Annotated in this window: 21 protein-coding genes; 12 read left to right on the forward strand and 9 right to left on the reverse strand. The window is 55.1% G+C overall.

Annotated features, from left to right (window positions below):
- The first annotated feature begins 11 nt into the window (after positions 1–11).
- From PHC90_06680 to PHC90_06700, 5 genes are all read left to right on the forward strand, one after another.
- The gene (locus PHC90_06680) at positions 12–875 is read left to right on the forward strand and encodes a tyrosine recombinase XerD (protein MDD3846033.1); all 864 of its coding nucleotides are present in this window, start codon (positions 12–14) and stop codon (positions 873–875) included.
- Positions 875–3,514 (forward strand): CBS domain-containing protein, encoded by a 2,640-nt coding sequence (locus PHC90_06685; protein ID MDD3846034.1) that lies wholly within the window; start codon positions 875–877, stop codon positions 3,512–3,514. Before PHC90_06680 ends, PHC90_06685 begins: the two co-directional genes overlap by 1 nt.
- Positions 3,511–4,224, forward strand: a complete 714-nt coding sequence (locus tag PHC90_06690; GenBank protein ID MDD3846035.1) for a segregation/condensation protein A — start codon at positions 3,511–3,513, stop codon at positions 4,222–4,224. The genes PHC90_06685 and PHC90_06690 overlap by 4 nt, the downstream gene beginning before the upstream one ends.
- A gap of 53 nt (positions 4,225–4,277) precedes the next feature.
- On the forward strand, positions 4,278–5,138 hold the full coding sequence (sppA, locus tag PHC90_06695; protein MDD3846036.1) for a signal peptide peptidase SppA: 861 nt from the start codon (positions 4,278–4,280) through the stop codon (positions 5,136–5,138).
- Between the two features lie 182 nt (positions 5,139–5,320).
- Complete coding sequence (locus tag PHC90_06700) at positions 5,321–6,040, forward strand: DUF364 domain-containing protein (GenBank protein MDD3846037.1); 720 nt, start codon at positions 5,321–5,323, stop codon at positions 6,038–6,040.
- Between the two features lie 75 nt (positions 6,041–6,115).
- Here the strand turns inward: PHC90_06700 and PHC90_06705 are convergent, their stop codons facing one another.
- Positions 6,116–6,736: a hypothetical protein gene (locus PHC90_06705; protein MDD3846038.1), complete on the reverse strand. Its 621-nt coding sequence runs from the start codon at positions 6,734–6,736 to the stop codon at positions 6,116–6,118.
- A 506-nt stretch (positions 6,737–7,242) separates the two neighbouring features.
- On the opposite strand from PHC90_06705, the gene PHC90_06710 reads away from it, so the two are divergent.
- From PHC90_06710 to PHC90_06735, 6 genes are all read left to right on the forward strand, one after another.
- Complete coding sequence (locus PHC90_06710; GenBank protein ID MDD3846039.1) at positions 7,243–7,638, forward strand: hypothetical protein; 396 nt, start codon at positions 7,243–7,245, stop codon at positions 7,636–7,638.
- Between the two features lie 34 nt (positions 7,639–7,672).
- Positions 7,673–7,921 carry a hypothetical protein gene (locus PHC90_06715; GenBank protein MDD3846040.1) on the forward strand — a complete coding sequence of 83 codons (249 nt, stop codon included), beginning with the start codon at positions 7,673–7,675 and terminating at the stop codon, positions 7,919–7,921.
- A 628-nt stretch (positions 7,922–8,549) separates the two neighbouring features.
- Positions 8,550–8,750 carry a cold-shock protein gene (locus PHC90_06720; protein ID MDD3846041.1) on the forward strand — a complete coding sequence of 67 codons (201 nt, stop codon included), beginning with the start codon at positions 8,550–8,552 and terminating at the stop codon, positions 8,748–8,750.
- A gap of 466 nt (positions 8,751–9,216) precedes the next feature.
- Positions 9,217–12,735, forward strand: a complete 3,519-nt coding sequence (locus PHC90_06725) for a PAS domain S-box protein (GenBank protein MDD3846042.1) — start codon at positions 9,217–9,219, stop codon at positions 12,733–12,735.
- 155 nt (positions 12,736–12,890) lie between these two features.
- Positions 12,891–14,627, forward strand: coding sequence for a chloride channel protein (locus PHC90_06730; protein ID MDD3846043.1), 1,737 nt, complete (start codon positions 12,891–12,893; stop codon positions 14,625–14,627).
- A gap of 157 nt (positions 14,628–14,784) precedes the next feature.
- The gene (locus PHC90_06735; GenBank protein MDD3846044.1) at positions 14,785–15,384 is read left to right on the forward strand and encodes a hypothetical protein; all 600 of its coding nucleotides are present in this window, start codon (positions 14,785–14,787) and stop codon (positions 15,382–15,384) included.
- A gap of 103 nt (positions 15,385–15,487) precedes the next feature.
- On the opposite strand, the gene PHC90_06740 is transcribed toward PHC90_06735, so the two are convergent.
- From PHC90_06740 to PHC90_06775, 8 genes are all read right to left on the reverse strand, one after another.
- Positions 15,488–16,375 (reverse strand): prenyltransferase, encoded by an 888-nt coding sequence (locus PHC90_06740; GenBank protein ID MDD3846045.1) that lies wholly within the window; start codon positions 16,373–16,375, stop codon positions 15,488–15,490.
- 156 nt (positions 16,376–16,531) lie between these two features.
- Positions 16,532–17,149 (reverse strand): uracil-DNA glycosylase, encoded by a 618-nt coding sequence (locus PHC90_06745; GenBank protein MDD3846046.1) that lies wholly within the window; start codon positions 17,147–17,149, stop codon positions 16,532–16,534.
- A 116-nt stretch (positions 17,150–17,265) separates the two neighbouring features.
- Positions 17,266–18,732 (reverse strand): Asp-tRNA(Asn)/Glu-tRNA(Gln) amidotransferase subunit GatA, encoded by a 1,467-nt coding sequence (gatA, locus tag PHC90_06750; protein ID MDD3846047.1) that lies wholly within the window; start codon positions 18,730–18,732, stop codon positions 17,266–17,268.
- A 49-nt stretch (positions 18,733–18,781) separates the two neighbouring features.
- The gene (gene gatC, locus PHC90_06755; protein ID MDD3846048.1) at positions 18,782–19,078 is read right to left on the reverse strand and encodes an Asp-tRNA(Asn)/Glu-tRNA(Gln) amidotransferase subunit GatC; all 297 of its coding nucleotides are present in this window, start codon (positions 19,076–19,078) and stop codon (positions 18,782–18,784) included.
- A 174-nt stretch (positions 19,079–19,252) separates the two neighbouring features.
- Complete coding sequence (locus PHC90_06760) at positions 19,253–19,624, reverse strand: CBS domain-containing protein (protein MDD3846049.1); 372 nt, start codon at positions 19,622–19,624, stop codon at positions 19,253–19,255.
- A gap of 10 nt (positions 19,625–19,634) precedes the next feature.
- Positions 19,635–20,942 carry a putative nucleotidyltransferase substrate binding domain-containing protein gene (locus PHC90_06765; protein MDD3846050.1) on the reverse strand — a complete coding sequence of 436 codons (1,308 nt, stop codon included), beginning with the start codon at positions 20,940–20,942 and terminating at the stop codon, positions 19,635–19,637.
- A gap of 3 nt (positions 20,943–20,945) precedes the next feature.
- Positions 20,946–23,579, reverse strand: coding sequence for a valine--tRNA ligase (locus tag PHC90_06770; GenBank protein MDD3846051.1), 2,634 nt, complete (start codon positions 23,577–23,579; stop codon positions 20,946–20,948).
- A 71-nt stretch (positions 23,580–23,650) separates the two neighbouring features.
- Entirely contained in the window at positions 23,651–24,694 is a 1,044-nt protein-coding gene (locus PHC90_06775) for a deoxyguanosinetriphosphate triphosphohydrolase (protein MDD3846052.1), read from the reverse strand.
- A gap of 202 nt (positions 24,695–24,896) precedes the next feature.
- Here PHC90_06775 and PHC90_06780 point away from each other — a divergent pair, with 202 nt between their 5' ends.
- Positions 24,897–26,066, forward strand: a complete 1,170-nt coding sequence (locus PHC90_06780) for an ATP-dependent 6-phosphofructokinase (GenBank protein ID MDD3846053.1) — start codon at positions 24,897–24,899, stop codon at positions 26,064–26,066.
- The last annotated feature ends 99 nt before the right edge of the window (positions 26,067–26,165 follow it).

Below are 26,165 nucleotides of genomic sequence, written 5' to 3' on the forward strand. Positions count from 1 at the left end.
AGATACAACGGGTGGAACGTCTCTACCACCATCTCGACAGCTTTGTTCGTCATCTTGTCTCGGAGCGCGGCCTGTCGCCGCTTACCGTCGAGGCATACAACCGCGATATCCTCGCATTCCTCAAATACCTCGAGGAAATTTCCTGCGCTGAGCCCGAAAGGCGGCATGTGGAAACCTATATGGGCCACATGCGCGAAAAGGGGAGGTCGACACGCAGCATTGTCAGAAGCATCTCCGCACTAAGGGGTTTTTTTAATTATCTCCTCCTCGATGGCAAGATAAAAGTGAGCCCTCTCGAGGATGTTGACACGCCGAAATTCCGGCCGCCTATCCCCCGGGTGCTCAGCGAAGACGAGATGTCTGAACTTATCCGGTTGCCCGATGGCCAGAAGATGGCGCTGAGGGACAGGACGATCCTCGAGCTTCTCTATGCGACGGGCCTGAGGGTGTCGGAGCTGGTCAGACTTAAGAAGGGGGATATCAACCTCGAGGGAGGTTTTGTGATTGCCATGGGAAAGCGTTCCAAGGAGCGGGTCGTGCCCCTTGGTTCCTATTCCAGGGATGCCGTCAAGGACTACCTGGAGATGGGCAAACCCGCCGGTCAGTACCTTTTCCCCAACCGCCGGGGCGGCATGATGACCCGCCAGGCCATCTGGAAGATCATAAGGAAATACGGTCTTCAACTGCACAAGGGCCGCGTGTCGCCGCACACGATACGGCACACCTTTGCTACGCACCTCCTTGAGGGCGGAGCGGACTTAAGGTCGGTTCAGGTGCTCCTTGGACACGAGGATATATCGACCACTCAGATATACACACATGTGGACTCGAAGCGTCTGAAGGAGATCCATAAAAAACACCACCCGAGGGGTTGATGAAGGTTATCACGTCCCATGTGAACGCAGATTTCGACTCCCTCTCCTCGATGGTGGCGGCAAAGAAGCTTTACCCCGACGCGACGCTCGTTTTCCCGGGATCCCAGGAGAAGACGCTCCGCGATTTTCTCATCCACTCCACGCTCTATCTCTTCGACATAGCCAAGCTCAAGAAGATAGAACAGGATTCCGTCGACACCCTCGTTCTCGTCGATACCCGCGACAAGACACGCATCGGCGACCTTGCAAAGGTGGCGGAGAACGGGAAGGCAACTATACATGTTTACGACCACCACCCCGATTCGGAAAACGACGTGAAGGCCGATATCGAGATAGTCAGGAGCGTTGGTGCGACGGTGACCATCCTGATATCTATCATCAGGGAACGGGGCATCAAGCTCACGCCCGAGGAGGCGACGATAATGATGCTCGGTATCTACGAGGAGACGGGCAGCTTCCGGTTCTCCTCGACGACCGTGGAGGACTTCGAGGCGGCATCCTACCTTCTTTCGCAGGGAGCCAACATCAATCTCGTCTCCGACATGCTTGTCCGCGAATTGACCCCGGAACAGGTCTTTCTTCTCAATGACATCATCAAGAACGCTACGGTCTGCAACATTAACGGAGTCGACGTTGTCATCACAGAGGGGAGCACCGAACAATATGTGGGGGATCTGGCCGTCATCGTCCACAAATACAGGGACATGGAAAACGTCAACGCCGTATTCGCCCTTTTCCGGATGGAGGACCGGATCCACATAATAGGGCGCAGCAGGATCCCCGAGGTTGATTCGGGATATGTCATGTCCCTCTTCGGCGGCGGAGGGCACAAGGTCGCCGCATCATCGACGGTGAAGGAGATGACCCTTCCCGAGGCGAAGGAAAGGCTTATCGAGATCCTTCGCAACAGCGTAAAGCCCCTTTGGAAGGCAAAGGACATCATGTTCTTTCCCGTCAAGTCCGTCGATTCACAGAGCCCTATAGGCGAGGCCCTGAGCGTTCTCACGAAGTACAACATCAACGCCATGCCGGTGCTTTTGAAGGACAGGGTGGTGGGGGTCATCACGCGCCAGGTGGCGGCGAAGGCCCTTTTTCATAAACTGGAGAACCAGCCTGTCGACGACTACATGTTCACCGAGTTCCGGGCGGTGTCTCCTGAGGACTCCATCGAGGCGGTGAAGGAAAAGATCATCGGCGGCAACCAGCGCTTTCTTCCCGTGGTGGAGAAGAATGAGCTCAAGGGGGCGATCACCAGGACGGACCTCCTGAGGATCCTCGAGGACGAGATTGCCAAGACCGTCCTTGAAAAGCTCGAATTCCACGATAAATATGTGCAGCGCAAAAATGTTCGCAAGCTCATGGAAGAGCGGCTGGACGATAAGACCATGGGAAAGCTCGTTGATATGGGAAATCTTGCCGACGGGATGGGTTTCCATTGCTACCTCGTGGGCGGCTTCGTCCGGGACCTTCTTCTTCGCAACGAGAACAACGATATCGACGTTGTTATCGAGGGCGACGGCATCGCCTTTGCTGAGGCCATGGTAGAAAGATTCAACGCCAGGATACGCTCCCATAGGGAATTCTCGACGGCAAAGATACTTTTTCCCGACGGTTTCAAGATAGACATCGCAACTGCGCGTCTCGAATATTACAGGGCTCCCGCGGCATTGCCCACCGTGGAGTATGGCTCCCTGAAGCTGGACCTTCACCGTCGCGATTTTACCATTAACACGCTGGCCATATCCCTCAACAGGAACACCTTCGGCGAACTCGTGGACTTCTTCAGCGCCCAGCGGGACATCAAGGAGAAGATGATCCGCGTCCTCCACAGCCTGAGCTTTGTCGAGGACCCGACGAGGGTGTTCCGCGCCATCCGTTTCGAGAAGAGATTCGGGTTCAAGATAGGAAAGCAGACCTTGAGTCTCATCAAGAACGCCGTGAAACTGAATATCCTCGACAAGATGCGGGGGAAGCGGATTTGGGCGGAACTGGCCCTCATCCTGAAGGAGGATGCCCCCGAGGCCGTCCTCGGGAGGCTCGAGGATCTCGGACTCTTGCGCTTCATTTCGCCGGACATTGTCTTCAACAGGGAAAAGGAAAAGCTTTTTACACAGATACATGCCGTGTATCAATGGCATGAGTTCCTTTACCAGGGGAAGCCCATTGACAAGGTACAACTCTATATCCTGGGCATCGTCGACAACATGAAGCTTTCCGATGTGGATGCCTTTGCAGCAAGAATGGAGATAAGCGAGCGTTTCAGGAAGCGCACCGTGGAGAACGTGGAGCACCTGCGGGTGACGATGGCCCGTTTTTCCCATGGCATGGCGGGAATCAAGAAGAGCGAGGTATACCGTCTTCTGGATGTGCTGTCCCGGGAAGCCATGCTCTTTATCATGGCGAAGACGCGCTCCCAGGAGATAAAGAAGGCGATCTCGAACTACATTACCCATCATGACTCCTACAGGCCGTTCACGACGGGTAATGATCTCAAGAGGCTCGGCGTGCCTGAGGGGCCTCTCTATAAGGCGATCCTTGAGGACCTGAAGGACGCCAAGATCGACCTGAACCTCAAGACGAAGGAGGCGGAGTCCCATTTTCTTGAGCTCTATCTCGTTGAAAGGGGGATCGTGACATGAGTCTTCTCATCCCGCCTCTGGAAGTTCAGCTTGAATGCTACGAGGGCCCCATGGCGGTCCTCATCACGCTCATCAAGCGAAACAAGGTCAGCATCTGGGACATTCCGATAGCCCTCATCGCAGACCGTTTCCTCCAGTACGTGGAGATAGCGAGGGACATGAATCTCAGGATAGCTGAGGATTTCATCGAGATGGCCTCCCTTCTCCTGTTCATCAAATCGAAGATGCTGTTGCCTTCCACCGGGACGAACGATGAGGAGGACCCCCGGGAAGAACTGGTGGAGCGCATCATCGAGTACGAGCGCGTGCGGAACATGGCCATTGCCATCAACGAACTGCCTATGCTCGAGCGGGACGTGTACTGTATCGGCAGGGGTAATCTGGAGAAGGAAGCCGACTTCGACCTTCTGTGCCTGTGCAATCTTTACTTCGAGCTGATGAATGTCAAGGAGGAGCCGTATTTCATGGTGCGCGAGGTGAGGCCGACCCTCGAGGAAAAGATCATGGCCCTCAAGGACCTTCTGAGGTCGGAAGGGTTTTTTGAATGGGATATCGTCACCGAAGAAGACAGGAACGAACGTGTTGCCACCATCCTTGGAATGTTGGAACTGGCCAAGATACGGCTGGCGACGCTGACACAGCGGCGTCCTTTTGGTAAAATTATCATGAAGACGAGGGATGTGGCTGCGCTCGCGGATGAGAACCCGTGAGGCCCGGTTGGACCGATAGGGGACGAATATGTTCACCGTAAGGAGGAAATGATATGGCCGGTCACACAGGCAGGAAGATCCTGCTCATTGTTACCATAGTGATAGCGGTGGTGATCTTTGCCGCCAGTTTTTTGTCGGGCATGTTCGGCAGCGGAGGTGGCGGCAAGATCGGGGTGGTCGAGATCGAAGGAACGATCGCCGATCTGAAGGATGTCATGGCCGATGTGGTGAGATTCAAAGAGGATGACGGGGTGCTCGGGGTGATAGTGCGGATCAACTCGCCCGGCGGGGCCGTTGGTCCGACGCAGGAAGTGGCGAGGGAACTTCAGAAGCTCAAGGCGGTCAAGAAGGTCTATGTTTCCATGGGGTCCGTTTGTGCCTCGGGGGGCTATTATATCGCCTCCGTGGGTGAGAAGCTCTACGCCAATCCATCCACCATCACCGGCTCCATCGGTGTCATCATGCAGCAGACCGTGGTGGAAGACCTGATGAAGAAGATCGGGATCCAGAGCAATACCCTCAAGGCGGGTTCCATGAAAGACGTGGGAAACCCCTTCAGGAAGATGACCGACAGCGAGCGTCAGTACCTGCAGGATATCATCAACAGCATCCACGAGCAGTTCATAAAAGACGTGGCCGCAGGGCGGAAAATGCCTCTTGAAAAGGCGCGGACACTCTCCGACGGCAGGATATACACCGGCCTTCAGGCAAAGGATGCGGGCCTCATCGACGGAATAGGAACCTTCTATGACGTTGTCGACGAGATGAAGAAGGCCGTCGGTATCCAGGGCAAGCCGGAGCTTGTTTACGGGAAGAGACCATTCGCACCCCTGAGGTGGCTCATCTCCTCCATGGTGCAGGAGATGTTCACGAGGGAGCAGGCCGAGCCGTTTCAATACAGGTACCGGCCCTGAAGGCGGTTTGAAGGTTTCAGGGTAAGAAATTATAGGGGGAGGAGCGCAGGTAATATAGACCTTACAGGCTCTGTGGGTCCCGTGTTGTTTTGTTTTTTCCCCTGTTGACAAGTGACCGCCGATTCGCGTATAGTACGCTATCTAGGGTGGTATACAACGCCCGTTCAAGGGGACAGGTTCTTATGGACATTTATGAAAAACTCAGGGAAGAACTCAGGCGGCTTGCCGGGGACTCAATGGATGAAGGCGTCGCGGTTGTATCGGCGCGCCCGCTTCCACCAAAGGAGGCGATAGGCGAGACCGGCCGCGATGATTATCCTCTTCTCAAGGGTAAGGAGGCCATGGTTGAGGCAGTTTTCCGGGGGAGCAAGGGGCACGCCTTCACCGACATGCCCGGCGGGTTTGAAGGGAGCATTCGCGATGTTATCAGTCTCCCCCTCCAAAATAATTTCGAGAGGGCTGTTTTTATCGCCACAGTCAATGCCGTCATGCGCGACGCCGGACTCATAACGGGCACTGTCCACTGCAGGGACGACGAACCGGGGCGGTGTGCCAGGGAACTCGTTGCCTACGTCAGGGAAAAGTTTGGTGACCCCCGCATTGCCTTCGTCGGTTTTCAGCCCGGCATGATCGAGCGCCTCTCGGAGATCTTTCAAATGCGGGTCCTCGACCTTGACAAGGACAACATCGGAAGGAAGAAGTCCGGCATTATCATAGAGGGGCCCGACGCGACAGACGATGTCCTTGCCTGGGGCGATATCATTATCGCCACAGGTTCCACCTGTGTGAACGGGAGCATAACGCAGTTTGTCGGAAAAAAACCGGTCGTCTTCTTCGGAGTCACCGTGGCCGGCGCGGCAAAGGTCTTAGGCTTCGACCGCTATTGCAGATATCCTCATTGATCGGGAGGTGTTTTTACCTCTCACATCAATAAGGCCTTGTTCCTCGAACTTCGAACTCTGAATAGTCTTCCCTCCTCACGTTCGGGCGGACATATACTCCTGTCCGTTCGCAAGCACCGCGACGTTTGTTCCGTCGAAGCGGATAGAAATGTCGTTTCCTTTCTGCTCCTGAAAGAGGGACGCATATCTTGAGACGATGTTATCGGAGTTCGTGCTGGCCATGTATTCTTTCTGAAAGTTCATCGATCCCGTCATGGCAGCCGCGTGGCTGCTTATAGCGGCAAGCGTCCTGATGCCGTTCTTGATCGTTTCGTCGCCATTGATCGCTTGCGCTATGGCGGCCTTGTCGTTTCTGTCTCCCTTGACGGTGATATCCATGGTTCGCTCATCAACATCGACCTCGAAGGACGGCGCCGAAGATATCCCCTGCTTTGCGAGAAGAGCTGCCATGTCGCGGGCGAGGGTGGTCGAGAGCGCTTGAATGTTCGCGGCCGTGGGGAGCAGCAGTTCATTTGCGGCGAGGAGTTTTCCCCTGTTCGATAGTGCGAGCGTATCCGGCCCGGCCTTGCCCGTCGTTCCGTCCCGAAAGGTGTCCTGCGCCGTCCCGCCGTTTTCGGTCTCTGCCCCGCGCAGGACCTTGCTGGTGATGGACAGGAGAGCCCTTGCCGCATAACCCTGGGCTATTGAACCTATCATGTTTCCCTCCTTTTCTCGTCATACATCGAAGGAAGTCAACTGCAAATGTGGTGCCGCGGATGGAACCTCATCGGCATTCCACCGCCATTTCAACGAATGCCGGCAACAAGGAACGGTTCCTCGTGCGTTCTTATGGTCCGAAAGTGGGAAAATAATTCCTCAATGGGAAAATTATGCCCGGCAATTACCGGCCAGCGGTATCGAAAAACAAGAAAAGGCCCCTTGGGGCGATGTCACAAGGGCCTGTTCCTGCGATCTGTCAGCGTGCTGGTGTCCTCACCCCCTTTGCCATCCGTCGCGCGCAGGTGGACGAGCCGGAGACCTATCTGCCCGTGAAGCCATGATCGAGAGCCAGAGTCGGCTCGGGCACTGGATTGCCGGCGGCAAGATCAACAACCGCGCCCCTTCCTCTGTTTCTACAGTCCTTGCTCCTTGCAATATAAAGCTCCGGGGATTAGTATAGAAGGATGGCAGCACAGTGACCGTCAGCAGCAGGGAGGAAGGGTATGTCAGCTGGATCCATGATCGAAGGTGACCGAAGTCCCGCAACGATAATATCGGGTGCGGCCGAAGCTATTCGGCTTGCGGAAGACTACCTGAACAGGGCGGTCGATGCAAGTCATGGTTACGATCCTCAGGTTGTCAGGCAGATCCGCATCGACCTTGCGTCTCTCGATGTATTCCAGGCTCACCTGACTGAGGTCGGGACCATGCGTGATGAAGTTCTTTTCCTGGAGGCTGCAGGAAGACTGAAGCTGCAGATACCCGGGCTTCAAGCGGTGAGCGATGACGTCAAAAGGATAGCCAGTGATACCGCGACTCCACCAGGCGTCGGCGGGTACATGGAACAGACGGTGACTTTCATAGCACAGGCTGTGACTCTTATAGGAGAGCTGGCATAGAATAAGGAATTGCACAGAATAAGGAGGGGATGCGATGGCTATATTCAGAGTCACATACAGGAATGGGCTCAACAGTGAGGGCGAACCCTTTGAGCTTCCGGCCGACAAGCTTGATGCGAACGGTGCCAGGATCGACTGCTACGGGTATGTCGAAAGAGAGATCAAAGACGGCGATAATTTCTCCCGGGATGTCTATGAATACGACATTCCCGATAAGGATGCCGATCGTTTCATCGAGGGGCTCAAGAAGACGCCGAATGTCATCGAGTACAGACAGCAGTAATGAGGATCATTTCTGCCGACTGAGATCGCCGACCATGTATCTTCAACCTTGTCCCTCGTGAGTCTGGTGGCGTCAGGGCCTGAGATAAGCTGCCCTCCTTATGATATCCATTTTTACCCCTGTTTACGATGTTACTGGCATAACCAGTTTACACGTCAGCAACGGGGAGTTTTCGTGACATCCCGACAGGGACAGGCAGTCACTCAAGAAACTGGAAGATCCTCTGTGATCGTTAACGATGCTGCGTCCGGTCTGGATATACCCTTTGACAAAACGCATCGATAGGAGTAGGATTGGTGCTGGTATAGCTGTTGCTTGTACGGAGGAAAGGGGGTGTACAATGGGAGACAAAGGGAAGAAGGACAAAGAGAAGGGTCAGAAACAGAACCTTGAAAAACAGCAACTGAAGAAGAAACAGAAAGAGGATAAACAGCCGAAAAGATCCTCTTGACGTTGGTGCAGTACACCCCTGGCGTCCGTTCATGCAGGATGTTTGCTCTGTGTGATCCTCTCCGCCGGCAATCAGTATCTGATGGTAGACGTGAAAATTCTTGCATTTCCAGAAAGAACTATTCATACTTAAAGAGTGTAAGTGATCTCAGGGATAAACCCAAGCAAAGGAGAGAGGATGCCAGAAGGAAAAGTCAAATGGTTCAATGATTCAAAGGGATTTGGTTTTATCGAGCAGGATGGCGGCAAGGATGTATTCGTACATCATTCTGCAATCCAGGGAGAAGGTTATAAATCGCTGGCTGAAGGTGATCGTGTCAGTTTCGAGGTCGTCCAGGGCCCCAAGGGTCCTGCTGCTGAGAATGTTCGCAAGCTGTAAGACCTGAACCTCATTTTGCGTTTAAAAGCCTCCCATAGCAGGGGGGCTTTTTTATTGACCCCGCCGAAGACCCGCCAATGTAGCTTCTCGCCCTCGATCAGTGATGCCCGAGAGGGTGGCCCACCGGGATATTGACGGATCCCGCTATCCGCATACTTGTTATTTTCCATCGCCCGTCGTAACCTCTTCCCAATGAAAAGCAAAGCAGGAAAGCTTTGTTTCATGGTAGGCTTCCTATGATGAGGCTGTCCCCTTTGTTGTATAATAAAAAGACATTTGTTTCGATCCTTTTGCCTGCGGCCGCGGTTGTTGCAGGGAGTTTTCCCGGGGGACCTTACCGGGGAAGGCCGGGGTAGAGTCGATGGCCGCCGGGCAAATTCTCCTAAGTCTCAAGGGTATTGTGCGATAATTATAATGAAACGTGTATGGCGAGCTACCGGTTCCAAGTACAATTGGTGAAGGTGATATGAAAGATCCGTCCAGGGAAGGTCAGGAACAACGCCAGGAGATATCCGCCTCAAGACAGAAAACAGAAGAATTTGAACGATCGGAAAAGGAATACTTATGTAACGGGGAGGCGCTGCGGAAGAGCGAGGCCCTGCTGAAGACCTATCTGGAGAACGCCCCGGACGGTATTTATATGACCGACATGGAAGGCAATTTCCTTTACGGCAACCGCAAGAGCGAAGAGATCACAGGTTACAGCAGGGATGAACTGATCGGCAAAAACTTTCTTGAGTTGAACCTGCTGTCAGAAAGAAGCCTGACCAGGGCCGCGGAGCTTTTTCGGGTCAGTATCGAAGGCAAGTCCACGGGTCCCGATGAGTTTGAACTGATCAACAAGGAGGGTCATCTCGTACCCGTTGAGATCAACACCATCGTGATCGCGCGCATGGATCAAAGGGTCATCCTCGGTTTCGTGCGCGACCTTACCGAGCGCAAGCGCGCAGAGGAGGCCCTGAGGGAGAATGAAAACAAATTCCGCACTCTCTTTGATACGGCCAATGATTCCATCCTCATTATAAGAGACTACCTCATTGTTGACTGCAACAATAAGACGCTGGATGTGTTTCGCTGCAGCAAGCAAGATATTATCAAACGCTCGCCCGTTGATTTCTCACCTGAGATCCAACCCGACGGGCGCGCTTCATCGAAAAAAGGCATTGGAAAAATGCGTATGGCTGTGAAGGGTGCTCCACAGTTCTTTGAGTGGAAACACACGAGGATGGATGGGACACTCTTTGATACCGAGGTAAGCCTTAACAGCGTCGAGCTTGGCGGCGACATCTATCTGCAGGCAATCGTGCGCGACATTACCGAGCGCAAGCGGTCAGAGGAAGCGCTCAGGGAAAGTGAGACCAAATACCGTTCCATCTTCGAGAATGCTGTCGAGGGCATGTTCCAGACAACTCCCGAAGGACGGTTCCTCAGCGTGAATCCTTCCTATGTCAAGATGTTCGGGTATTCGTCGCCGGAAGAATTCCTTACCGGCGCGATCGGTGTCGACACACATATCTATGCCGATGAGGCCGACCGTGCAAGGTTCAGAGAGTTGATGGACAAGCGGGGCGTGGCGCAGGGGTTCGAGTTCCAGGCAACAAAGAAAGACGGGACTCCCATATGGATCTCCGTGAATGCCCGGGCTGCAAAGGACGCAACGGGCACGATCCTTTATTACGAAGGAACCACAGATGACATCACATTGCTCAAGCAGGCGGAACAGGCGGCCATAGAGAGTGAAGAAAGGTACCGCCGCCTCTTCGACCTTGGAGCGGATGCGATCTTTCTCGTCGATAACGAGACATATCGCATCCTCGAGGCAAACAATGCCTCGTCGTCTCTTTATGGATACAGCAAGGAGGAACTTCTCCGCATAAGGATCACGGATCTCTCTGTTGAACCGGAGCTAACACGAGATGTCATATGCAAAGAAGTGATCGCGGTCCCCCTTCGCTATCAGAAAAAAAAGGACGGAACCGTTTTCCCCGTGGAGATCACCATCACTTATCTGATGTGGAATGGCCGGAGGTCGCATCTTGCGGCCATACGGGATATCACTCAGCGCAAGAAGGCGGAAGAAGAACTGGAGCGGCAAAGAATGCATCTCCGGTTTGTTATCGATACCGTGCCGAATTACATTTTTGCCAAGGATATGGACGGGATCTTCCTGCTTGCCAACAAGGCGGTCGCTGACGTGTTCGGTGTTGACACGGAGGACGTGATCGGCAAGACTGACCTCGATTATGGAGCCTCGGAGGAACAAAGAACCATCTATAATGTGGCCGACCGTGCGGTCATTGAAAAGGGCGAGCCCCTGTTCATTCCCGAGGAACAGATAATGCGCAAGGATGGAACACTCGGGTGGTTTCAAACCACGAAGATCCCTTATCGGCATCTGGATAATGACAGGCCCGCGATTCTCGGTGTTTCTGTCGATATCACCGACCGCAAACGGGTCGAGGAGGAGATACTCCACGAGAGAGAGAAGCTGCAGACCCTCTCGGACAGTGCCCCCTTCGGGCTGGTCCTTATCGACAGAGATGGTCGTTTCAGCTATATCAACACCAAGTTCACCAGGCTCTTCGGGTACGACCTGTCCGATGTCCCCGATGGAAGGGCATGGTTCAGAAAGGCCTATCCTGACACCGAACGCAGGCATACGGTTATCGCGGCCTGGGTGGAGGACTTCAGGGATGCCAGGCCGGGTGAACGCAAGCCGAGGGTTTTCACCGTTACGTGCAGGGACGGGACACGGAAGATAGTGGAATTCATTTCTTCGGTCCTTGCCTCCGGTGATTACCTGATGACCTGCGAAGACCTGACGGAGCTAAGAAAGCTTGAATCACAGCTGCGCCAGGCCCAGAAGATAGAGTCCATCGGAACCCTTGCGGGCGGCATCGCCCACGACTTCAACAACATCCTCACCGCCCTCATCGGGTATGCCTCCCTCATGCAGATGAAGATGGGTAAGGACAGCCCCCTGCGGCCATATGTGGACCAGATCCTCACGGCCTCCAAGAAGGCGACCGATCTCACCCAGGGTCTCCTGGCTTTCAGCAGGCAGCAGTCCGTCACGCTTGTCCCCATGGATATGAACGAGGCCATAGGGACGACGGAACAGCTGCTCAAGAGGCTCCTCACCGAGGACATAGAGCTGCGCACGTCCCTGACACAGGACGATACGGTGGTGATGGCCGATAAGTCGCAGATGGACCAGGTCCTCTTCAACCTTGTCACCAATGCCAGGGACGCAATGCCGAAGGGCGGGACGCTCACCATAGGGACGGACATCGCCGGTATGGACAGTCGGTTCGTCGACATCCACGGGTTCGGGGAGCCGGGAAGGTATGTGCTGATGAACATCTCCGATACGGGAGAGGGCATGGACGAGGCGACACGGGGGAAGATATTCGACCCCTTCTTCACCACGAAGGAGACCGGGAAAGGCACGGGTCTCGGCCTCGCCACCGTCTACGGCATCATAAAACAGCACAACGGATACATCACCGTGTACAGCGAACCGGACCGGGGCACCACCTTCCGTATCTACCTCCCCGCGGCAATGACGGGGGTCGATGAGAAACACGATACGGCGATGCCCGTAACGGGAGGGAAGGAGACGATCCTCATCGCGGAGGACGACGAAGAGGTGCGGCATATCATGCGGGATGTGCTTCAGGAGTACGGCTACAGGACCATCGAGGCCGTGGACGGTGAAGATGCGATAGAGAGGTTCAGGCTGAACCGGGACGTAGACCTCGTCATCGTTGACTCGGTGATGCCGAAGAAGAACGGGCGCGAGGCCTACGAGGAGATGCGCATGATAGACCCCCGTGTCAAGGCGCTCTTTACCAGCGGGTACACGAAGGATGTTGTCCTGGACAAGGGGATAAAGGATAGAGAGTTCGACTTCATCGCCAAACCACTGTCGCTGGACAGGTTCCTTCGGAAGGTCCGCGAGGTGCTGGACCGCACCGGCGAATAGCTCAGGATGCTGTCATGAGGCCGATGGCGAGCACGGGCGGGGTAAAAAGTCAGTTCACTTCCAGTACATTCATGGTACAATAGGCACGCATGATGGCCAGAGTCCCTGAACCCTTCGCCCCGAGGCGTATTAAGCGAATTTGGATAGGTACCCTGTTGGGTATTGTCATAGGCGTTGTATCGGGCCTTGGTGGAATAGCTTTCGATTATACGATCAAGGTGGGCACGCAATTCTTCACGCGGGACCTGCTCCTGTACCTGTCACCGGGTCATTCATCCGGTTTTACCTTTCTTGGTTTTTCCTTTGATCGATGGATGATGTTGTGGATTCCTGCTCTTGGAGGACTGGTTTCAGGCTTCCTTGTGTTTCAGTTTGCCCCGGAAGCGGAGGGGCATGGTACGGACGCCATGATCGATACTTTTCACAGGAAGAAAGGTATTGTGCGGAAGCGGGTGCCGGTGATCAAGACTTTCGCATCGGCAATCACGATCGCATCGGGAGGATCGGCGGGGAAAGAAGGGCCTATCGCGCAGATCGGATCGGGGTTCGGTTCCATACTCGCATCCCTTCTTAAGTTGAGTGATAAGGAACGGCGCATCATGCTCCTGGCCGGGGCAGCGGGCGGAATAGGAGCCATATTTAAGGCGCCATTGGGCGCCGCCCTCTTTGCCGCCGAGGTCCTTTACAGCAGGGCGGACTTCGAATTCGAGGCGATCATCCCCTGCATCCTTTCTTCCGTAGTCGGATTTATGGTTTTTACGCTCCATGATGGGACTGCAACCATCTTTCATATCCCGGCTTTCACTCTCGCAACTCTTGGCCAGTTACCGTTCTATGGGATCCTGGGGCTCCTGTGTGCCTTTGTGGGTTACCTTTACGTTAAGGTTTTCTATGGCATGAGAGACCGGGTCTTCGCGCCGCTCAACATCCCAAGGTCGCTCAAGCCGGCGATAGGGGGCCTGATGCTCGGTATGCTTGCGTTCTTCCTGCCGGAGGTCCTTGGGGGCGGTTATCAATGGATCCAGTCGGCCATCGATGGACGGCTTGCGGTAGGTCTTATGATAGCTCTCGTCGCGGGTAAGGTGATCGCCACCTCGTTCACCATCAGTTCCGGAGGGAGCGGGGGCGTGTTCGCGCCATCCCTTTTTATCGGTTCAATGCTGGGGGGGTTCTATGGAAACCTGTGCGGAAGGATATTCCCGCAGATCGTGACCGAACCGGCCGCGTTTGTTCTGGTTGGCATGGGGGGTTTCTTTGCCGGAGTCGCGAAAACTCCGATCGCGGCACTTATCATGGTCGCTGAGATGACCGGAGGTTACAACCTCATTCTTCCCATGATGGTTGTCTCGGCCCTTTCGTACCTTCTTCTCGGCAAGGTATCTCTGTATGAGAAGCAGGTAGCCACAAGGGTTGATTCTCCTGCACACGTGGGGGATTACTCCATCGATATAATGGGTCGCCTTTTGGTGAGAGACGCGGTGGTACCGGACAGAAAAGTCGAGACCATCCCCGAAGAGATGGGCTTCGAAGGCATGCTCGATCTTATGGTGGATTCAGATCAGCAGGATTTTCCTGTTGTGGACAGGAACGGTGACCTTGTCGGAATTATCTCTATGACCGATCTCCGTACGGCCATGGCAGATGCTACCCTGCACCGCCTCCTTGTCGCAAGGGACATAGCCGTGACGGGAGTGACGGCGGTCACCATGGATGACTCCTTGAACACGGCTTTAAAACTTATGGCGGACATAGACGTGCGGGAGTTGCCGGTGGTGAGCGAAGAGGAGCGCGGAAAGATCATATCAATGATAAGCAGAAGGGACATCACGCGCGCATATCACCAGGACATGGAACGGAGAAACCCGCGGAGAAGCGGACAGGTGAAAAGCTAGCCTCTGTTTTTCGATGCAAAGAGAGAATAGACTTGCCTGCAAATATCCCTTGACGAGTAAAACCATCTTTCCTATACTCCTAATTAGTCGAAAGCAATGCCTTATCAAATGAAGCATCACGCGCATTGTGCATTCACATTGGATCCGGAGGGAAGCCATGCTGCAGAAGGAATGCTATTACACCGAGCACGACCTGAAGGACTTTGGCTTCGCCTCTCTCGGTCACAACGTCCGCATTTCATCGGATGCGAGGGTTTACGGAGCTGAGCACATATCCATTGGCGACGATGTGCGAATTGACGATTTCGTGATGCTGGCGGCGGGCAGGGGGGGGTACGTCACGATCGGGAATGCCTGCTATATTGCCCGCTGCTGCAATCTCACGGGTACATTTGGCATTGAGATGTGCGACTTCTCCAGTATGGCTGCGAACACTGTGATCTACAGCGCATCGGATGATTACTCCGGAGATTACATGACCGCTCAGGCGATTCCAAGGGAGTTTACCAGGTTTGTCGGAGGCAAAGTCACCCTCGGCCGTCATGTGATCGTGGGGGCAAGCTCCGTCATCATCGGGGCCGCGGATATCGGGGAGGGCTGCAGCCTGGGTGCTGTGACGGTCGTAGTGAACAGGGATCTCGACCCCTGGGGAGTCTATGTCGGCAATCCCGCCAAGCGTGTCAAAGAGCGAAAGCGGGGGCTATTGGAATTGGAGAAGCAATATCTCGCAGGAAGAGCTGCCGCGAAGACCCGATGATGGGCAGCCGGCCTGCAGCAGATGCCGGGGCGTGAGTCTGCTGATTTGATAAATGTCCACACATGGTTTTCAACCGGTAATTCATGGTGTTGTTTGGCGGATATCAGGATGCTATCATGAGGCCGATGGCGAGCAGGGCCGGGGTGGCGAGATTGATGATGACGTTTTTACCGAGATAGGGGACGAGACTTTTCATTTCTTCGGAGTATCTCAGGACGCCGCGGGATGTCTGGACGGCGATGACGGTTGTGGCAAGGGCCAGGAAGACATGGATGGGGAACACGCCGAAGGCGTAACCTAGGAAGAGGGGAACATACGAGGCCGCGAGGAAGAATATGTATATGCGCGCCACGTTCTTTCTGCCGAGCAGGATGGGCAGATGTTTTCTTCCTACCGTCCTGTCGGCCTCCACATCGGGGAACTGGTTAAGGAGAAGAAGGTCGCTGACAAGAAAGCCCGGGACCAGAGAGGCAAGGAGAGCGGTGAAGGAGTAGCTGCCGGTGAGGACGAAATGTGTTCCCAGTACCATGAGGGGACCGAAGGCAAGCCCGGGGGCTATGAGGCAAATGATCGGTTTTGTTGTGATCCACTGGGTGTAGAAGATAATGAGCGCCATACCGAGAAGCCCGAGGGGAAGAAGAAGGGCGCCGACGGTGAGGACGAAATACATTCCGATGGCAAAGCAAAGGCCCAGCGATATTACGCCCGTCGCAAGAGCGGCTCCGGCCTTGTCGGGACGTTCCTGAAGTGTCCCGCTGCCGCCGCTGAAGGGAGTCCTCTGCGTCTTGAAATCGAGGCCGCTCTTGAAGTCGCAGTATTCGTTCAAAGCGTTGACACTGATATGGGCGCAGACAGCACCGATCACTATGAGGACGACGGAAAGAACATCGATCCGCACCCCCGACCAGATGGCCGTAGATATCCCCACAAGGATGCACATGGGAGTCAATATAAGGAACGGCACCTTCATGGGCCCAAGTATGTATTTCATTGATCTTTTCCCCCACCGACTGTGATAAGTCCCTAAGAATACAGGATCGGACCAGTTTTTTCAAGACCGGTATCAACAATCCCAGGCCTCATGCCCCGTGTTTCGCGTCAGGAAACCGTTCATTTCGTCCCTGAAACGTGAAACCTGAAACTGTCTCTAGATCATGCCTTTCAGCTTTTCCATATCCTCCCATGCCTCCTTGATCTTGCTCTGGCTTCTGAGGAGATAGGAGGGGTGGTAGGTGGGCAGGAGGGGAGTCCCTCGGAAGTTTGCCAGTTTCCCGCGGATGCGGCCTATCGGCGCATCCGTTTCGAGAAGGGTATTGCAGGCGTGGCGACCCAGGGCGCATATGACACGGGGACGGATGATATCGATCTGTGCAAGAAGATACTCCTTACAGGAGGCGGCCTCCTGAGGTTCGGGGTCGCGGTTTCCCGGAGGCCGGCATTTGAGGACATTGCAGATGAAGACATCGCTTCTCTTCACGCCGATGCGCTCTATAAGCTGGTCCAGGAGCTTTCCCGCCCTGCCGACGAAGGGCCGTCCCTGGTTGTCTTCCTCCTCACCCGGGGCCTCGCCGACAAAGACGATATCCGCCCTCGGACTACCTTCCCCGAAAACAACGCTCTTGCGCGTCTTCGCCAGTTCGCATCTCTCGCAGGCCATCACGGTCTTCTTAAGCTCAGCAAGGGTGGGTCCTTGCTTTTCGGCAGAAACATACTCATCCACACCCATGTTCTTGAGTGCCCTTAAGAACCCTCTCGGATCAAGCATGGCAAAAAGTCCCCGGGATCCTGAATGACCAATGACCAGGAAAGGAGAAAAAGAGTCTTCCGGGTTTGATCATTGGTAAATTGGCTCCTGTCATGCGTCTGGTCACTGCAATTTGGTCATTGGTCATTATACTTCTCCGGTATTGTCCTCACCTTCTTCACGGACTCGAACACATATGCCGCCTGGAGCATTCGGCCTTCATCCAGGGGTTTGCCTATGATCTGGAGGCCTATGGGGAGGCCTTTGGAGTCGAAGCCGCCGGGGATGGAGATGCCGGGGAGGCCTGCCAGGTTTACGGGTATGGTGAAGATGTCCGAAAGGTACATGGTGAGGGGGTCTTCCAGACGTTCGCCCGCCTTGAACGCCGTTGTCGGAGCCACGGGGGTGACGATGAGGTCGCAGGACCTGAATGCCTCGTCAAAGTCGCGCCTGATAAGCGTGCGTACCTTACCAGCCTTGCGGTAGTATGCGTCATAGTAGCCGGAGGAGAGGACGTAGGTTCCGAGAATGATCCTCCGTTTTACCTCCTGGCCAAAACCTTTGACACGTGTCTTCTTGTACATGTCGATGATGTCCTTACCCTCTTCGCGGAGGCCGTATTTGACCCCATCATAGCGCGCAAGGTTTGAAGAGGCCTCGGCGGTGCATATGATGTAGTAGGCGGCAACGGCATGGCGTGTGTGAGGAAGCGATACGTCGACAAGTGTCGCGCCCTGGTCCTTGAGGACCTGGAGGTTGTCGTCGCAGGCCTTTTTGACGTCCCCTTCCATGCCTTCGACAGAATACTCGGCGGGTATTCCTATCTTGAGGCCTTTAATGTCTCTTCCAAGGAAGGAGTGGTAATCCGGGACGGGTTCGGGAATGGACGTTGAATCCATGGGGTCGTGTCCGGCTATGACGCCGAGCATGGTGGCGCAATCGCTCACCGTACGCGAAAGGGGACCGATCTGGTCAAGCGAGGAGGCAAAAGCGATGAGGCCGTAGCGGGAAACCCGGCCGTAGGTGGGTTTCATTCCGACAATACCGCAAAGGGCGGCCGGCTGGCGGATGGAACCTCCCGTGTCGGTGCCGAGAGCCGAGACGCAAAGCCCGGAGGCAACGGCTGCAGCGGACCCGCCGCTCGAACCGCCCGGGATGCGTGTCGTGTCCCAGGGATTTTTCGTTGTCTGGAAGGCGGAGTTTTCCGTGGACGACCCCATGGCGAATTCGTCCATGTTGAGCCTGCCAAGGTGAACGAAACCGGCCTCTTTCAATTTCCTGATGACCGTCGCGTCATAGGGGGGCACGAAGCCCTTCAGGATGTTGGAAGCACAGGTGGTTTCGATGCCCTTCGTGCAGAGGATGTCCTTCATGCCCATCGGAATCCCCAGAAGCGGAGCATCTTCCCCCCGCCCGATCCTCTCGTCGGCCTCTCTGGCCATCTCCATGGCGTACGCTTCGGTTGTCCTCAGATAGGCAAGGATCTCCCCGTCATATCTCTTTATGCGGTCAAGATAATACCGGGTCAGCTCCACGGAACTGATCTCTTTCTTCTTCAGCATCTCCCTTAACTGCACTATCGTTAGGTCGACTATGTTGTCCACGTTTGATCTCCTATGTGTCAGGAATGACCAACAACCAGGGTCATTATCTTCATTCTTCCACTTCTATTACCGGCGGCACCTTGAAGAAGGTGTCGATGCGCGCCGGGGCGTTGCCTGCCGATTCCTCCGCGGTGAAGGAATTCCTCTCGACGTCCTCCCGCATGACGCATCCGACGGGAACGGGATGGCTCGTGGGCTCCACGCTGTCAGTATCGAGGGAATTCAGCGAATCCATGTACTCCAGGATGCGGTCTATCTGCCGCGTATATGCGTCGATCTCATCGGGCTTCAGATCAAGCCTTGCAAGATGCGCCACATATTCAACGGTCTGACTGGTTATCTTCATGTTTGCCCCTTCTCAGGTTTCAGGTTCCGATGAAAAACCAGAACGAACCCTTAACCTTTATGTGTCATTACAAGTACATTTCTTGAAATATCTGAAACCCTTTCTTGTGCACCTCAGGTTTTGCCTGCCGGCTTCAACATCCTGAAGGCCTGAAACGTGAAACCCGAAACTGTCTTATCCACACTCCGCCACGGCCTTGATGATGTCGCCGCGCGTGACGATACCGACCACCTTTTCGTTCTCGATGATGGGGACCCTGTTGATCTGTTTTTCCACCATGATCTTTGCCACCAGTACGGCCGATTCCGTGGGCGGCACGGTTACGACATCCGCAGTCATCACGTCGGCCACTGAAAGCTCACCCATTGTCCCCATCTTGATACCCTTGAGGATATCGCTCTGGCAAACGATGCCGACGAGTCTGCCCTTGTCGACGACGGGCATCCCCGCAATATTGAACAGTTCGAACTTGTTGATTATGATATTCAGTTTTTCCGTTGGATGACAGGTTACCACGTCCTTGTTCATCAGCTCCACAACTTTCATAAGTACCCCCTTATACTGCCTCTCCGAAGAGCAGCGTCTCCTGTATGAATTTTTGAAAGGTTTCAACGGCCTTCATGGCCCTGCGCAGTCTCTCCTGTTCATCAGGACCGAGCATGTCGGGCCGGAGGAAGTTCGAACTCCTCCCGCTCTCGTCACGATAGTTGATCTGGTTGATTATCCGGTAGCGGACGAAGGTGAAATAAGCGTCCGTCAGCGAAAGCTCCATCTCTTTCCTGATGATATTGCGCTGCCTCAGTATCCCGATCCGTTTGAGCGTGTTTGTCTCGAATATCCCGTTTGAAAGCGAGAGCATCCGGACGGATAGGATGAGCGGCGACCAACCGAGGACCTTGATGTTGAACTTGTCCTTGTTCTCACCTTCCTTCTCGACCTTGAACCCGCCGAAAAAGGTCAGTGCGCTGGGCATCAGGACGGCCGACTGGATGAATTCCTTCATGATGTGCTTGTTGTTGATGAGCATGGAGAAGAAATAATCCATAAGCTCTGTAAGGATCACCTTGCTGCCGTTCACCAGCCGGGCGTCGGTGAGAATGATGATGTCCAATGGTTCCAGGATGCCCCTGCCGAAAGTGATGCGTTCATCTATCCTCTTCTTCCAATCTTTTATGGAGCCTCTCCAGCGTGCATTCACGGGCATAACGCCCCCCTTGCACTTCTCAAAACCGACCTGATGGAGCCTGTCGGAGGCCTTCTGTGCAAAGATCTGGAAGTATCCGTCAACAAGCATCCTGGGGTCAAGGTCGTCGGGCAAAATGGAGGGGCCGTCGCTCGCGGATATCTCGGCACAGCGCCTTCTGAGCTCCACCGAGGCGAAATCATCATCACCTTCGGCATAGACAAGCAGGTTGTCCTGGTCGGTGACCATCGTCTGTTCGTCGCGGCCCTCGCTTCCCAGACCGGCCCAGACGTAATCGGCCGGAGGTTTACCGAGACCTTCGTCAACCATCTCCCTTTCGACAAGCTCGAGCACCCTGACGGCTATCCTGTCCCGGATAAGTCGGAAGAGATCATGGACGTCGACTATGGTGTCCTCTTCGAGGAAAAAGTTCTCCACCCCGGCTACGGCGCGCTCATGGCATTCCATGAGGGTTTCATAGGAGGTGGTGTTGTTGATGATCTCCATGACGAGGGCGTTCAGCTCGGTCTCGAAGACCTCGTAATCCTTTAGCACGGTCTGCAGCGCCGTTCCCAGCTCCGAGAGAATGCGGTACCGGTCCTGACGGATCATGGCCTTGTTCTTCATGTCGGCCTCATGCTCGGCTATGAAGGACTCGATGATTGAAAAATTTAAGGGCATCAATTACCTCGAAAGGTTTTCCAGCACCTTTCTGCTCAGCACGAGCTTTTCCTTTTTTGCGGAAAGCTCCCTGTGCTGGACCTCGTTCTTGGCGATCACCTCCGCCGGAGCCTTCTGGCGAAATGCCTCGTTGCCCAGCTTCTTCATCAATTTTTCACTATCTTCTGTGATCCTGGCAAGTTCTTTTTCGATCCTTCCCAGTTCCTTTGCGACATCGATGAGGTCTTTAAGGGGCACAAAGACCTCGATGTCCTTGTAGACGCCCACAGCTGAATGGTCCGGTCCCCTGCCGTCGATGAAGGTGAGATTCTCCACCTTGCCGAGTTCCTTTATGTAATACTCATACTCCCGCAGGAGGGGCTCGTCGGCTCCCGCCCTGATCACCGCCTCTATGCGGATGTTGGGCGCTATCCCCGTTTCGCCGCGGATGTTGCGGATGACGTCCACAATACCCATGATGGTCTCCATCATCTTTTCGCTTTCGTCATCTATTTGTGCCTCGTCAACGGCGGGGAATGGCGCTATCATGATGCTCGGGATCTCCCTGCCCGGAAGGCGCTGGTAGATCTCCTCGGTGACAAAGGGCATGATGGGATGAAGAAGCTTCAGGATATCCTGAAGGGTATTGTAGACGACCGCCCTGGTGGCGCCCGTGTCGAAGCGGTCCACCTTGCCGTAAAGATTCGGCTTGATGAGCTCCAGGTACCAGTCACAGTATTCATGCCAGACAAAACCGTACAGTGAATTGGCGGCTTCGTTGAAGCGATACCCGTTGATGCTCTCGCGGACCTCGGTGATCACCCTCTGGGTACGGGAGCGGATCCACCGGTCAGGAAGAAAGGACGAGCCCTTCCCGGTGTGGACGGGTTTTTCCTCTCCGGTGAAGGACAGAGATAATTTCGAGGCATTCCATACCTTGTTGACGAAATTCCGGCACCCCTCGATACGTTCCTGGGACAGAAGGACGTCCCGGCCCTGCGCTGCCAGCATCGTCAGCGTGAAGCGGAACGCGTCCGTTCCATATTCATCGATGATGATCAGGGGATCGATGACGTTGCCCTTGGACTTGCTCATCTTCTTGCCGTCCGCATCGCGGACGAGGGCGTGAATGTACACGTCACGGAAAGGCACGTCCCCCATGAACTTGAGGCCCATCATGATCATTCTGGCAACCCAGAAGAAGAGTATGTCGAAACCGGTTATGAGAAGCGACGTGGGATAGAACGTCTTGAGGTCATCTGTGTTGAGGGGCCACCCGAGGGTGCTGAAGGGCCAGAGTCCCGAGGAAAACCAGGTATCGAGGACATCCGATTCCTGTCGCAGGGCGCCGCCGCATTTCGGGCACTCCGACGGGTCGTCGACGGAGACGATGATCTCATTGCAGACGGTGCAGTACCAGACCGGTATCCGGTGGCCCCACCAGATCTGGCGGGAGATGCACCAGTCCCGTATGTTCTCCATCCATTCGAAGTATACCTTCTCCCACATCTCCGGAATGATGCGGACCCGATGTTCACGGACTGCCGCAATGGCGGGTTCGGCAAGCGGTTTCATCCTCAGGAACCACTGGAGCGAGAGGGCGGGTTCAACGACGGTCTTGCATCGGTAGCACTTGCCGACGCCCATGGCGTAGGGCTCGATCTTTTCGAGAAACCCTTTTTCGTTGAGTTCCTCGACGATCTTCCCGCGGCATTCGAAACGGTCCGTTCCCTGGTAGTGGAGGGTGTTCTCGTTCATGTTGCCGTCTTCATCGATGACCTTGATAAGTTCGAGGTTGTGCCTCTTCATGATCTCGAAGTCATTGAGGTCGTGGGCGGGTGTGACCTTCAGCGCGCCCGTACCGAACTCGACATCGACGTAGCTGTCACCGATGATGGGGATCTTCTTGTTGACTATAGGGAGGATGACGTACTGCCCGACGTACCTGCCGTACCGGGGGTCATCGGGGTTGACGGCTACAGCGGTGTCACCGAGCATCGTCTCGGGTCTCGTGGTGGCGACGGTGAGGTAGCCTTCGCCCTGTGCGAGGGGGTAGTGGATGTAGTAAAGCGATCCCTGGGTATCTTCATGCTCCGCCTCGAGGTCGGAAAGGGCTGTTTTGCACCGGGGACACCAGTTGATTATATAATTGTCCCGGTAGATGAGCCCCTCGTTGTAAAGCCTGACGAAGACCTCCCGGACGGCGCGCGTGAGCCCTTCGTCCATGGTGAACCGCTCCCGTGACCAGTCGCATGATGCGCCCAGCCTCTTGAGCTGTTCGATGATGGTGCCGCCGGACTGTTTCTTCCATTGCCACACACGGTCGATGAACTTTTCCCTGCCCAGGGTCTCCCGGTCCGTGCCTTCCTTTGCGAGCTCACGCTCGACAACATTCTGAGTGGCTATCCCCGCATGATCGGTCCCGGGAAGCCACAGGGCGTTGACCCCGCACATGCGGAAGTAGCGCGTCACGATGTCCTGTAATGTATTATTGAGGGCATGGCCCATGTGAAGCGACCCCGTAACGTTGGGCGGGGGAATGACCATGGAGAAATACCCTTCTCCGGAATCGTTCTTTGCCGTGAAGTACCCCTTATCCAGCCAGTCGGCGTACCACTTCCTTTCGATGCTGTGGGGGTCGTAAACCTTATCCATCATTATGAGCTCCCTTTCCGTGTGTACCTATCAATGCGTGCTTGATGGTCGTTATTCGTTTTGTTCGTGTCTTCCTATACCGGAATGCTCCAGGGCATGGGCAGGAAGAGCTTTTCAAAAAGACTGAAGGCATAGCGGTCTGTCATGCCCGCAATAAAGTCGCGGACGCAGACGGCCGGATCGTCGTAGAAATCGTCCCGCCCCGTTTCCTTGAGGAATGCGGCGGAGTGCTTGAGAAAATACCCGTAAAGGTCTTCGATGATCCTGGAACACTTGATGAAATCGGCGTGCACAATGGGGCTTTCATAGACCCGGGCGTAGAGGAAAGTGCGCATCTCCACCATACGGGCCTCCAGGTCCCTCCCGCACTCCAGCTCCATCCTCCCGTTGCCCAGTGTGCTCCAGATGACGCCGCGGACCATGGTGTCGATACGGTCGGACACGGTGTACCCGAGATGGTCCCTGAGATGTCCCGGAATGTCATCTTCGCTGATGACATTGCCCCGTATGGCGTCGTCAATGTCGTGATTCAAGTACCCGATGATGTCGGCGATACGGACCACCTCCGCCTCTTTTGTCAGGGGTTTTTCGTCGTCGTCCCGGACGATGATATCGCCTTTCCCCTTGGAGTGCTTCAGGACGCCGTCGCGGACCTCGATCGTCAGGTTAAGCCCCGCTCCGTCCTTCTCGAGGATATCCACAACCCTCAAGCTTTGTTCGTAGTGCCGGAAGCCGCCGGGATAGAGGGTATTGAGGACATCTTCGCCTGAATGGCCGAAGGGCGTGTGACCCAGGTCATGGGCAAGGGCGATGGCCTCCACGAGGTCCTCGTTGAGGGCAAGCGCCCGTCCAATGGTCCGCGCGATCTGCGATACCTCGAGAGTGTGCGTCAGCCGTGTCCGGTAGTGGTCTCCCGTGGGCGAAAGGAAGACCTGCGTCTTGGCCTTGAGCCTCCGGAAAGACTTGCTGTGGGTTATCCTGTCCCTGTCATGCTGGAATGCGGTCCGGATATCGCATTCCGGTTCCTCCCTCACCCTTCCGCGCGTAGCAACACTCTTCTGCGCATAAGGCGACAGGATATGCTCTTCCCGTTCTTCCAGTCTTTCACGGATATTCATTCGATTGCAACCAGTCTTTAATGTAGCATAAAGATGTAACAATATCAATGACCTGAACTTCTAAACCCGAAGTTCAGGTCGTGTCTGCATTCTTCCCGTTGCGATCAGGCATTTTCTGGCGCTTCCTTGACAATCCCTTCATTCGCGACTATAGAGAACATTATAGAAAACGCGTCCCCCGATGGGGACGGGAGGTGTTGTGATGGGGAGAAGGAAAAGGGTCGCTGTGCTGACCGGGGGCGGGGACGTTCCCGGTCTTAACGTGGCCATAAAGGCTGTTGTGGCCCGTGCCGCCTCCAATGACATCGAAGTGGTTGGCATTCGCAGGGGATGGATGGGTCTTCTCGACATCGATCCTGGCAACGCGGAAACGATGGAGCGCTTCGTCATGCCGCTGAGTCTCGACAAGGTGCGGACGATCGACCGCACCGGCGGGACGATCCTTCATACGTCGCGCACCAACCCTGGCAATGTGAACCCAGAGGACGTGCCTTCCTTTGTAGATGAAAGCGACCGCATCCCGTCCACAGGAGGGAGGCTCGACTGCACGAGACATATCCTCAAGGTTCTTGAATTCCTTGCCATAGATGCCATCATTCCCATAGGGGGCGATGACACCTTGAGCTATGCGGTCCGGCTGGACAAGGAGGGCGTTCAGATCGTGGCCATCCCGAAGACCATGGACAATGACGTGTTCGGCACCGATTTCTGCATCGGTTTCTCGACGGCTGTCACGCGCTCCGTCGATGCCATCAACGCCTTGCGCACCACAACGGGTTCCCATGAGCGGATCTGTGTCGTTGAACTCTTCGGCCGGAATTCCGGAGAAACCTCGCTTATTGCCGCCTATCTTGCCGATGTCGACAGGGCCGTCATATCCGAGGTGCCCTTCGATGTGGAGAGGCTGATCGGCTTTCTCATGAACGACCGGTCCAGGAACCCCTCCAACTACGCGATCATGACCATCTCCGAGGGTGCCCATACGCTGGGGGGAACGGTAACGGAAACGGGCATTGAAGACGCCTACGGTCACAAGAAACTCGGCGGTGTTGGCTACCTTGTTTCCCAGGAGATAAAGCAGCGCTCGGGGATCAATGTGATCTATCAGCAGCTCGCCTACATGATGCGCTCCGGCGCGCCCGATTCACTCGACCGCATGGTGGCCGTCTCCTACGGCAGCCTCGCCCTCGACCAGATAGCGTTGGGCCACAGGGGCCGCATGGTGGCACTCCAGCAGGCAGTATACACCACCGTCCCCCTGGACATGGTCGTTGCGGCAAAGAAACAGGTCGACGTGACGGCCCTGTACGATGTGGACACATATCGTCCAAAGGTCCGCGACACCCTGGGCAAACCGATGTTCCTCTACTGAAAGACAGTTTCAGGGCTCAGGGTTTCGGAGGTCGGAAGGGTTTTTCTATCCCATCATTCCTGGGAAGGCAGGAATCCAGGAAAAACGAATGGACTTTCG

The organism is Syntrophorhabdaceae bacterium, assembly GCA_028698615.1.
Lineage (GTDB): Bacteria > Desulfobacterota > Syntrophorhabdia > Syntrophorhabdales > Syntrophorhabdaceae > Delta-02.

Bases quoted from the DNA above. Each gene is read 5' to 3' on its own strand.
- PHC90_06685 (MDD3846034.1), top strand. From the start codon at position 875: ATGAAGGTTATCACGTCCCATGTGAACGCAGATTTCGACTCCCTCTCC.
- PHC90_06690 (MDD3846035.1), top strand. From the start codon at position 3,511: ATGAGTCTTCTCATCCCGCCTCTGGAAGTTCAGCTTGAATGCTACGAG.
- sppA (MDD3846036.1), top strand. From the start codon at position 4,278: ATGGCCGGTCACACAGGCAGGAAGATCCTGCTCATTGTTACCATAGTG.
- PHC90_06700 (MDD3846037.1), top strand. From the start codon at position 5,321: ATGGACATTTATGAAAAACTCAGGGAAGAACTCAGGCGGCTTGCCGGG.
- PHC90_06705 (MDD3846038.1), bottom strand. From the start codon at position 6,736: ATGATAGGTTCAATAGCCCAGGGTTATGCGGCAAGGGCTCTCCTGTCC.
- PHC90_06710 (MDD3846039.1), top strand. From the start codon at position 7,243: ATGTCAGCTGGATCCATGATCGAAGGTGACCGAAGTCCCGCAACGATA.
- PHC90_06715 (MDD3846040.1), top strand. From the start codon at position 7,673: ATGGCTATATTCAGAGTCACATACAGGAATGGGCTCAACAGTGAGGGC.
- PHC90_06720 (MDD3846041.1), top strand. From the start codon at position 8,550: ATGCCAGAAGGAAAAGTCAAATGGTTCAATGATTCAAAGGGATTTGGT.
- PHC90_06725 (MDD3846042.1), top strand. From the start codon at position 9,217: ATGAAAGATCCGTCCAGGGAAGGTCAGGAACAACGCCAGGAGATATCC.
- PHC90_06735 (MDD3846044.1), top strand. From the start codon at position 14,785: ATGCTGCAGAAGGAATGCTATTACACCGAGCACGACCTGAAGGACTTT.
- PHC90_06740 (MDD3846045.1), bottom strand. From the start codon at position 16,375: ATGAAATACATACTTGGGCCCATGAAGGTGCCGTTCCTTATATTGACT.
- PHC90_06745 (MDD3846046.1), bottom strand. From the start codon at position 17,149: ATGCTTGATCCGAGAGGGTTCTTAAGGGCACTCAAGAACATGGGTGTG.
- gatC (MDD3846048.1), bottom strand. From the start codon at position 19,078: ATGAAGATAACCAGTCAGACCGTTGAATATGTGGCGCATCTTGCAAGG.
- PHC90_06760 (MDD3846049.1), bottom strand. From the start codon at position 19,624: ATGAAAGTTGTGGAGCTGATGAACAAGGACGTGGTAACCTGTCATCCA.
- PHC90_06765 (MDD3846050.1), bottom strand. From the start codon at position 20,942: ATGCCCTTAAATTTTTCAATCATCGAGTCCTTCATAGCCGAGCATGAG.
- PHC90_06770 (MDD3846051.1), bottom strand. From the start codon at position 23,579: ATGATGGATAAGGTTTACGACCCCCACAGCATCGAAAGGAAGTGGTAC.
- PHC90_06775 (MDD3846052.1), bottom strand. From the start codon at position 24,694: ATGAATATCCGTGAAAGACTGGAAGAACGGGAAGAGCATATCCTGTCG.
- PHC90_06780 (MDD3846053.1), top strand. From the start codon at position 24,897: ATGGGGAGAAGGAAAAGGGTCGCTGTGCTGACCGGGGGCGGGGACGTT.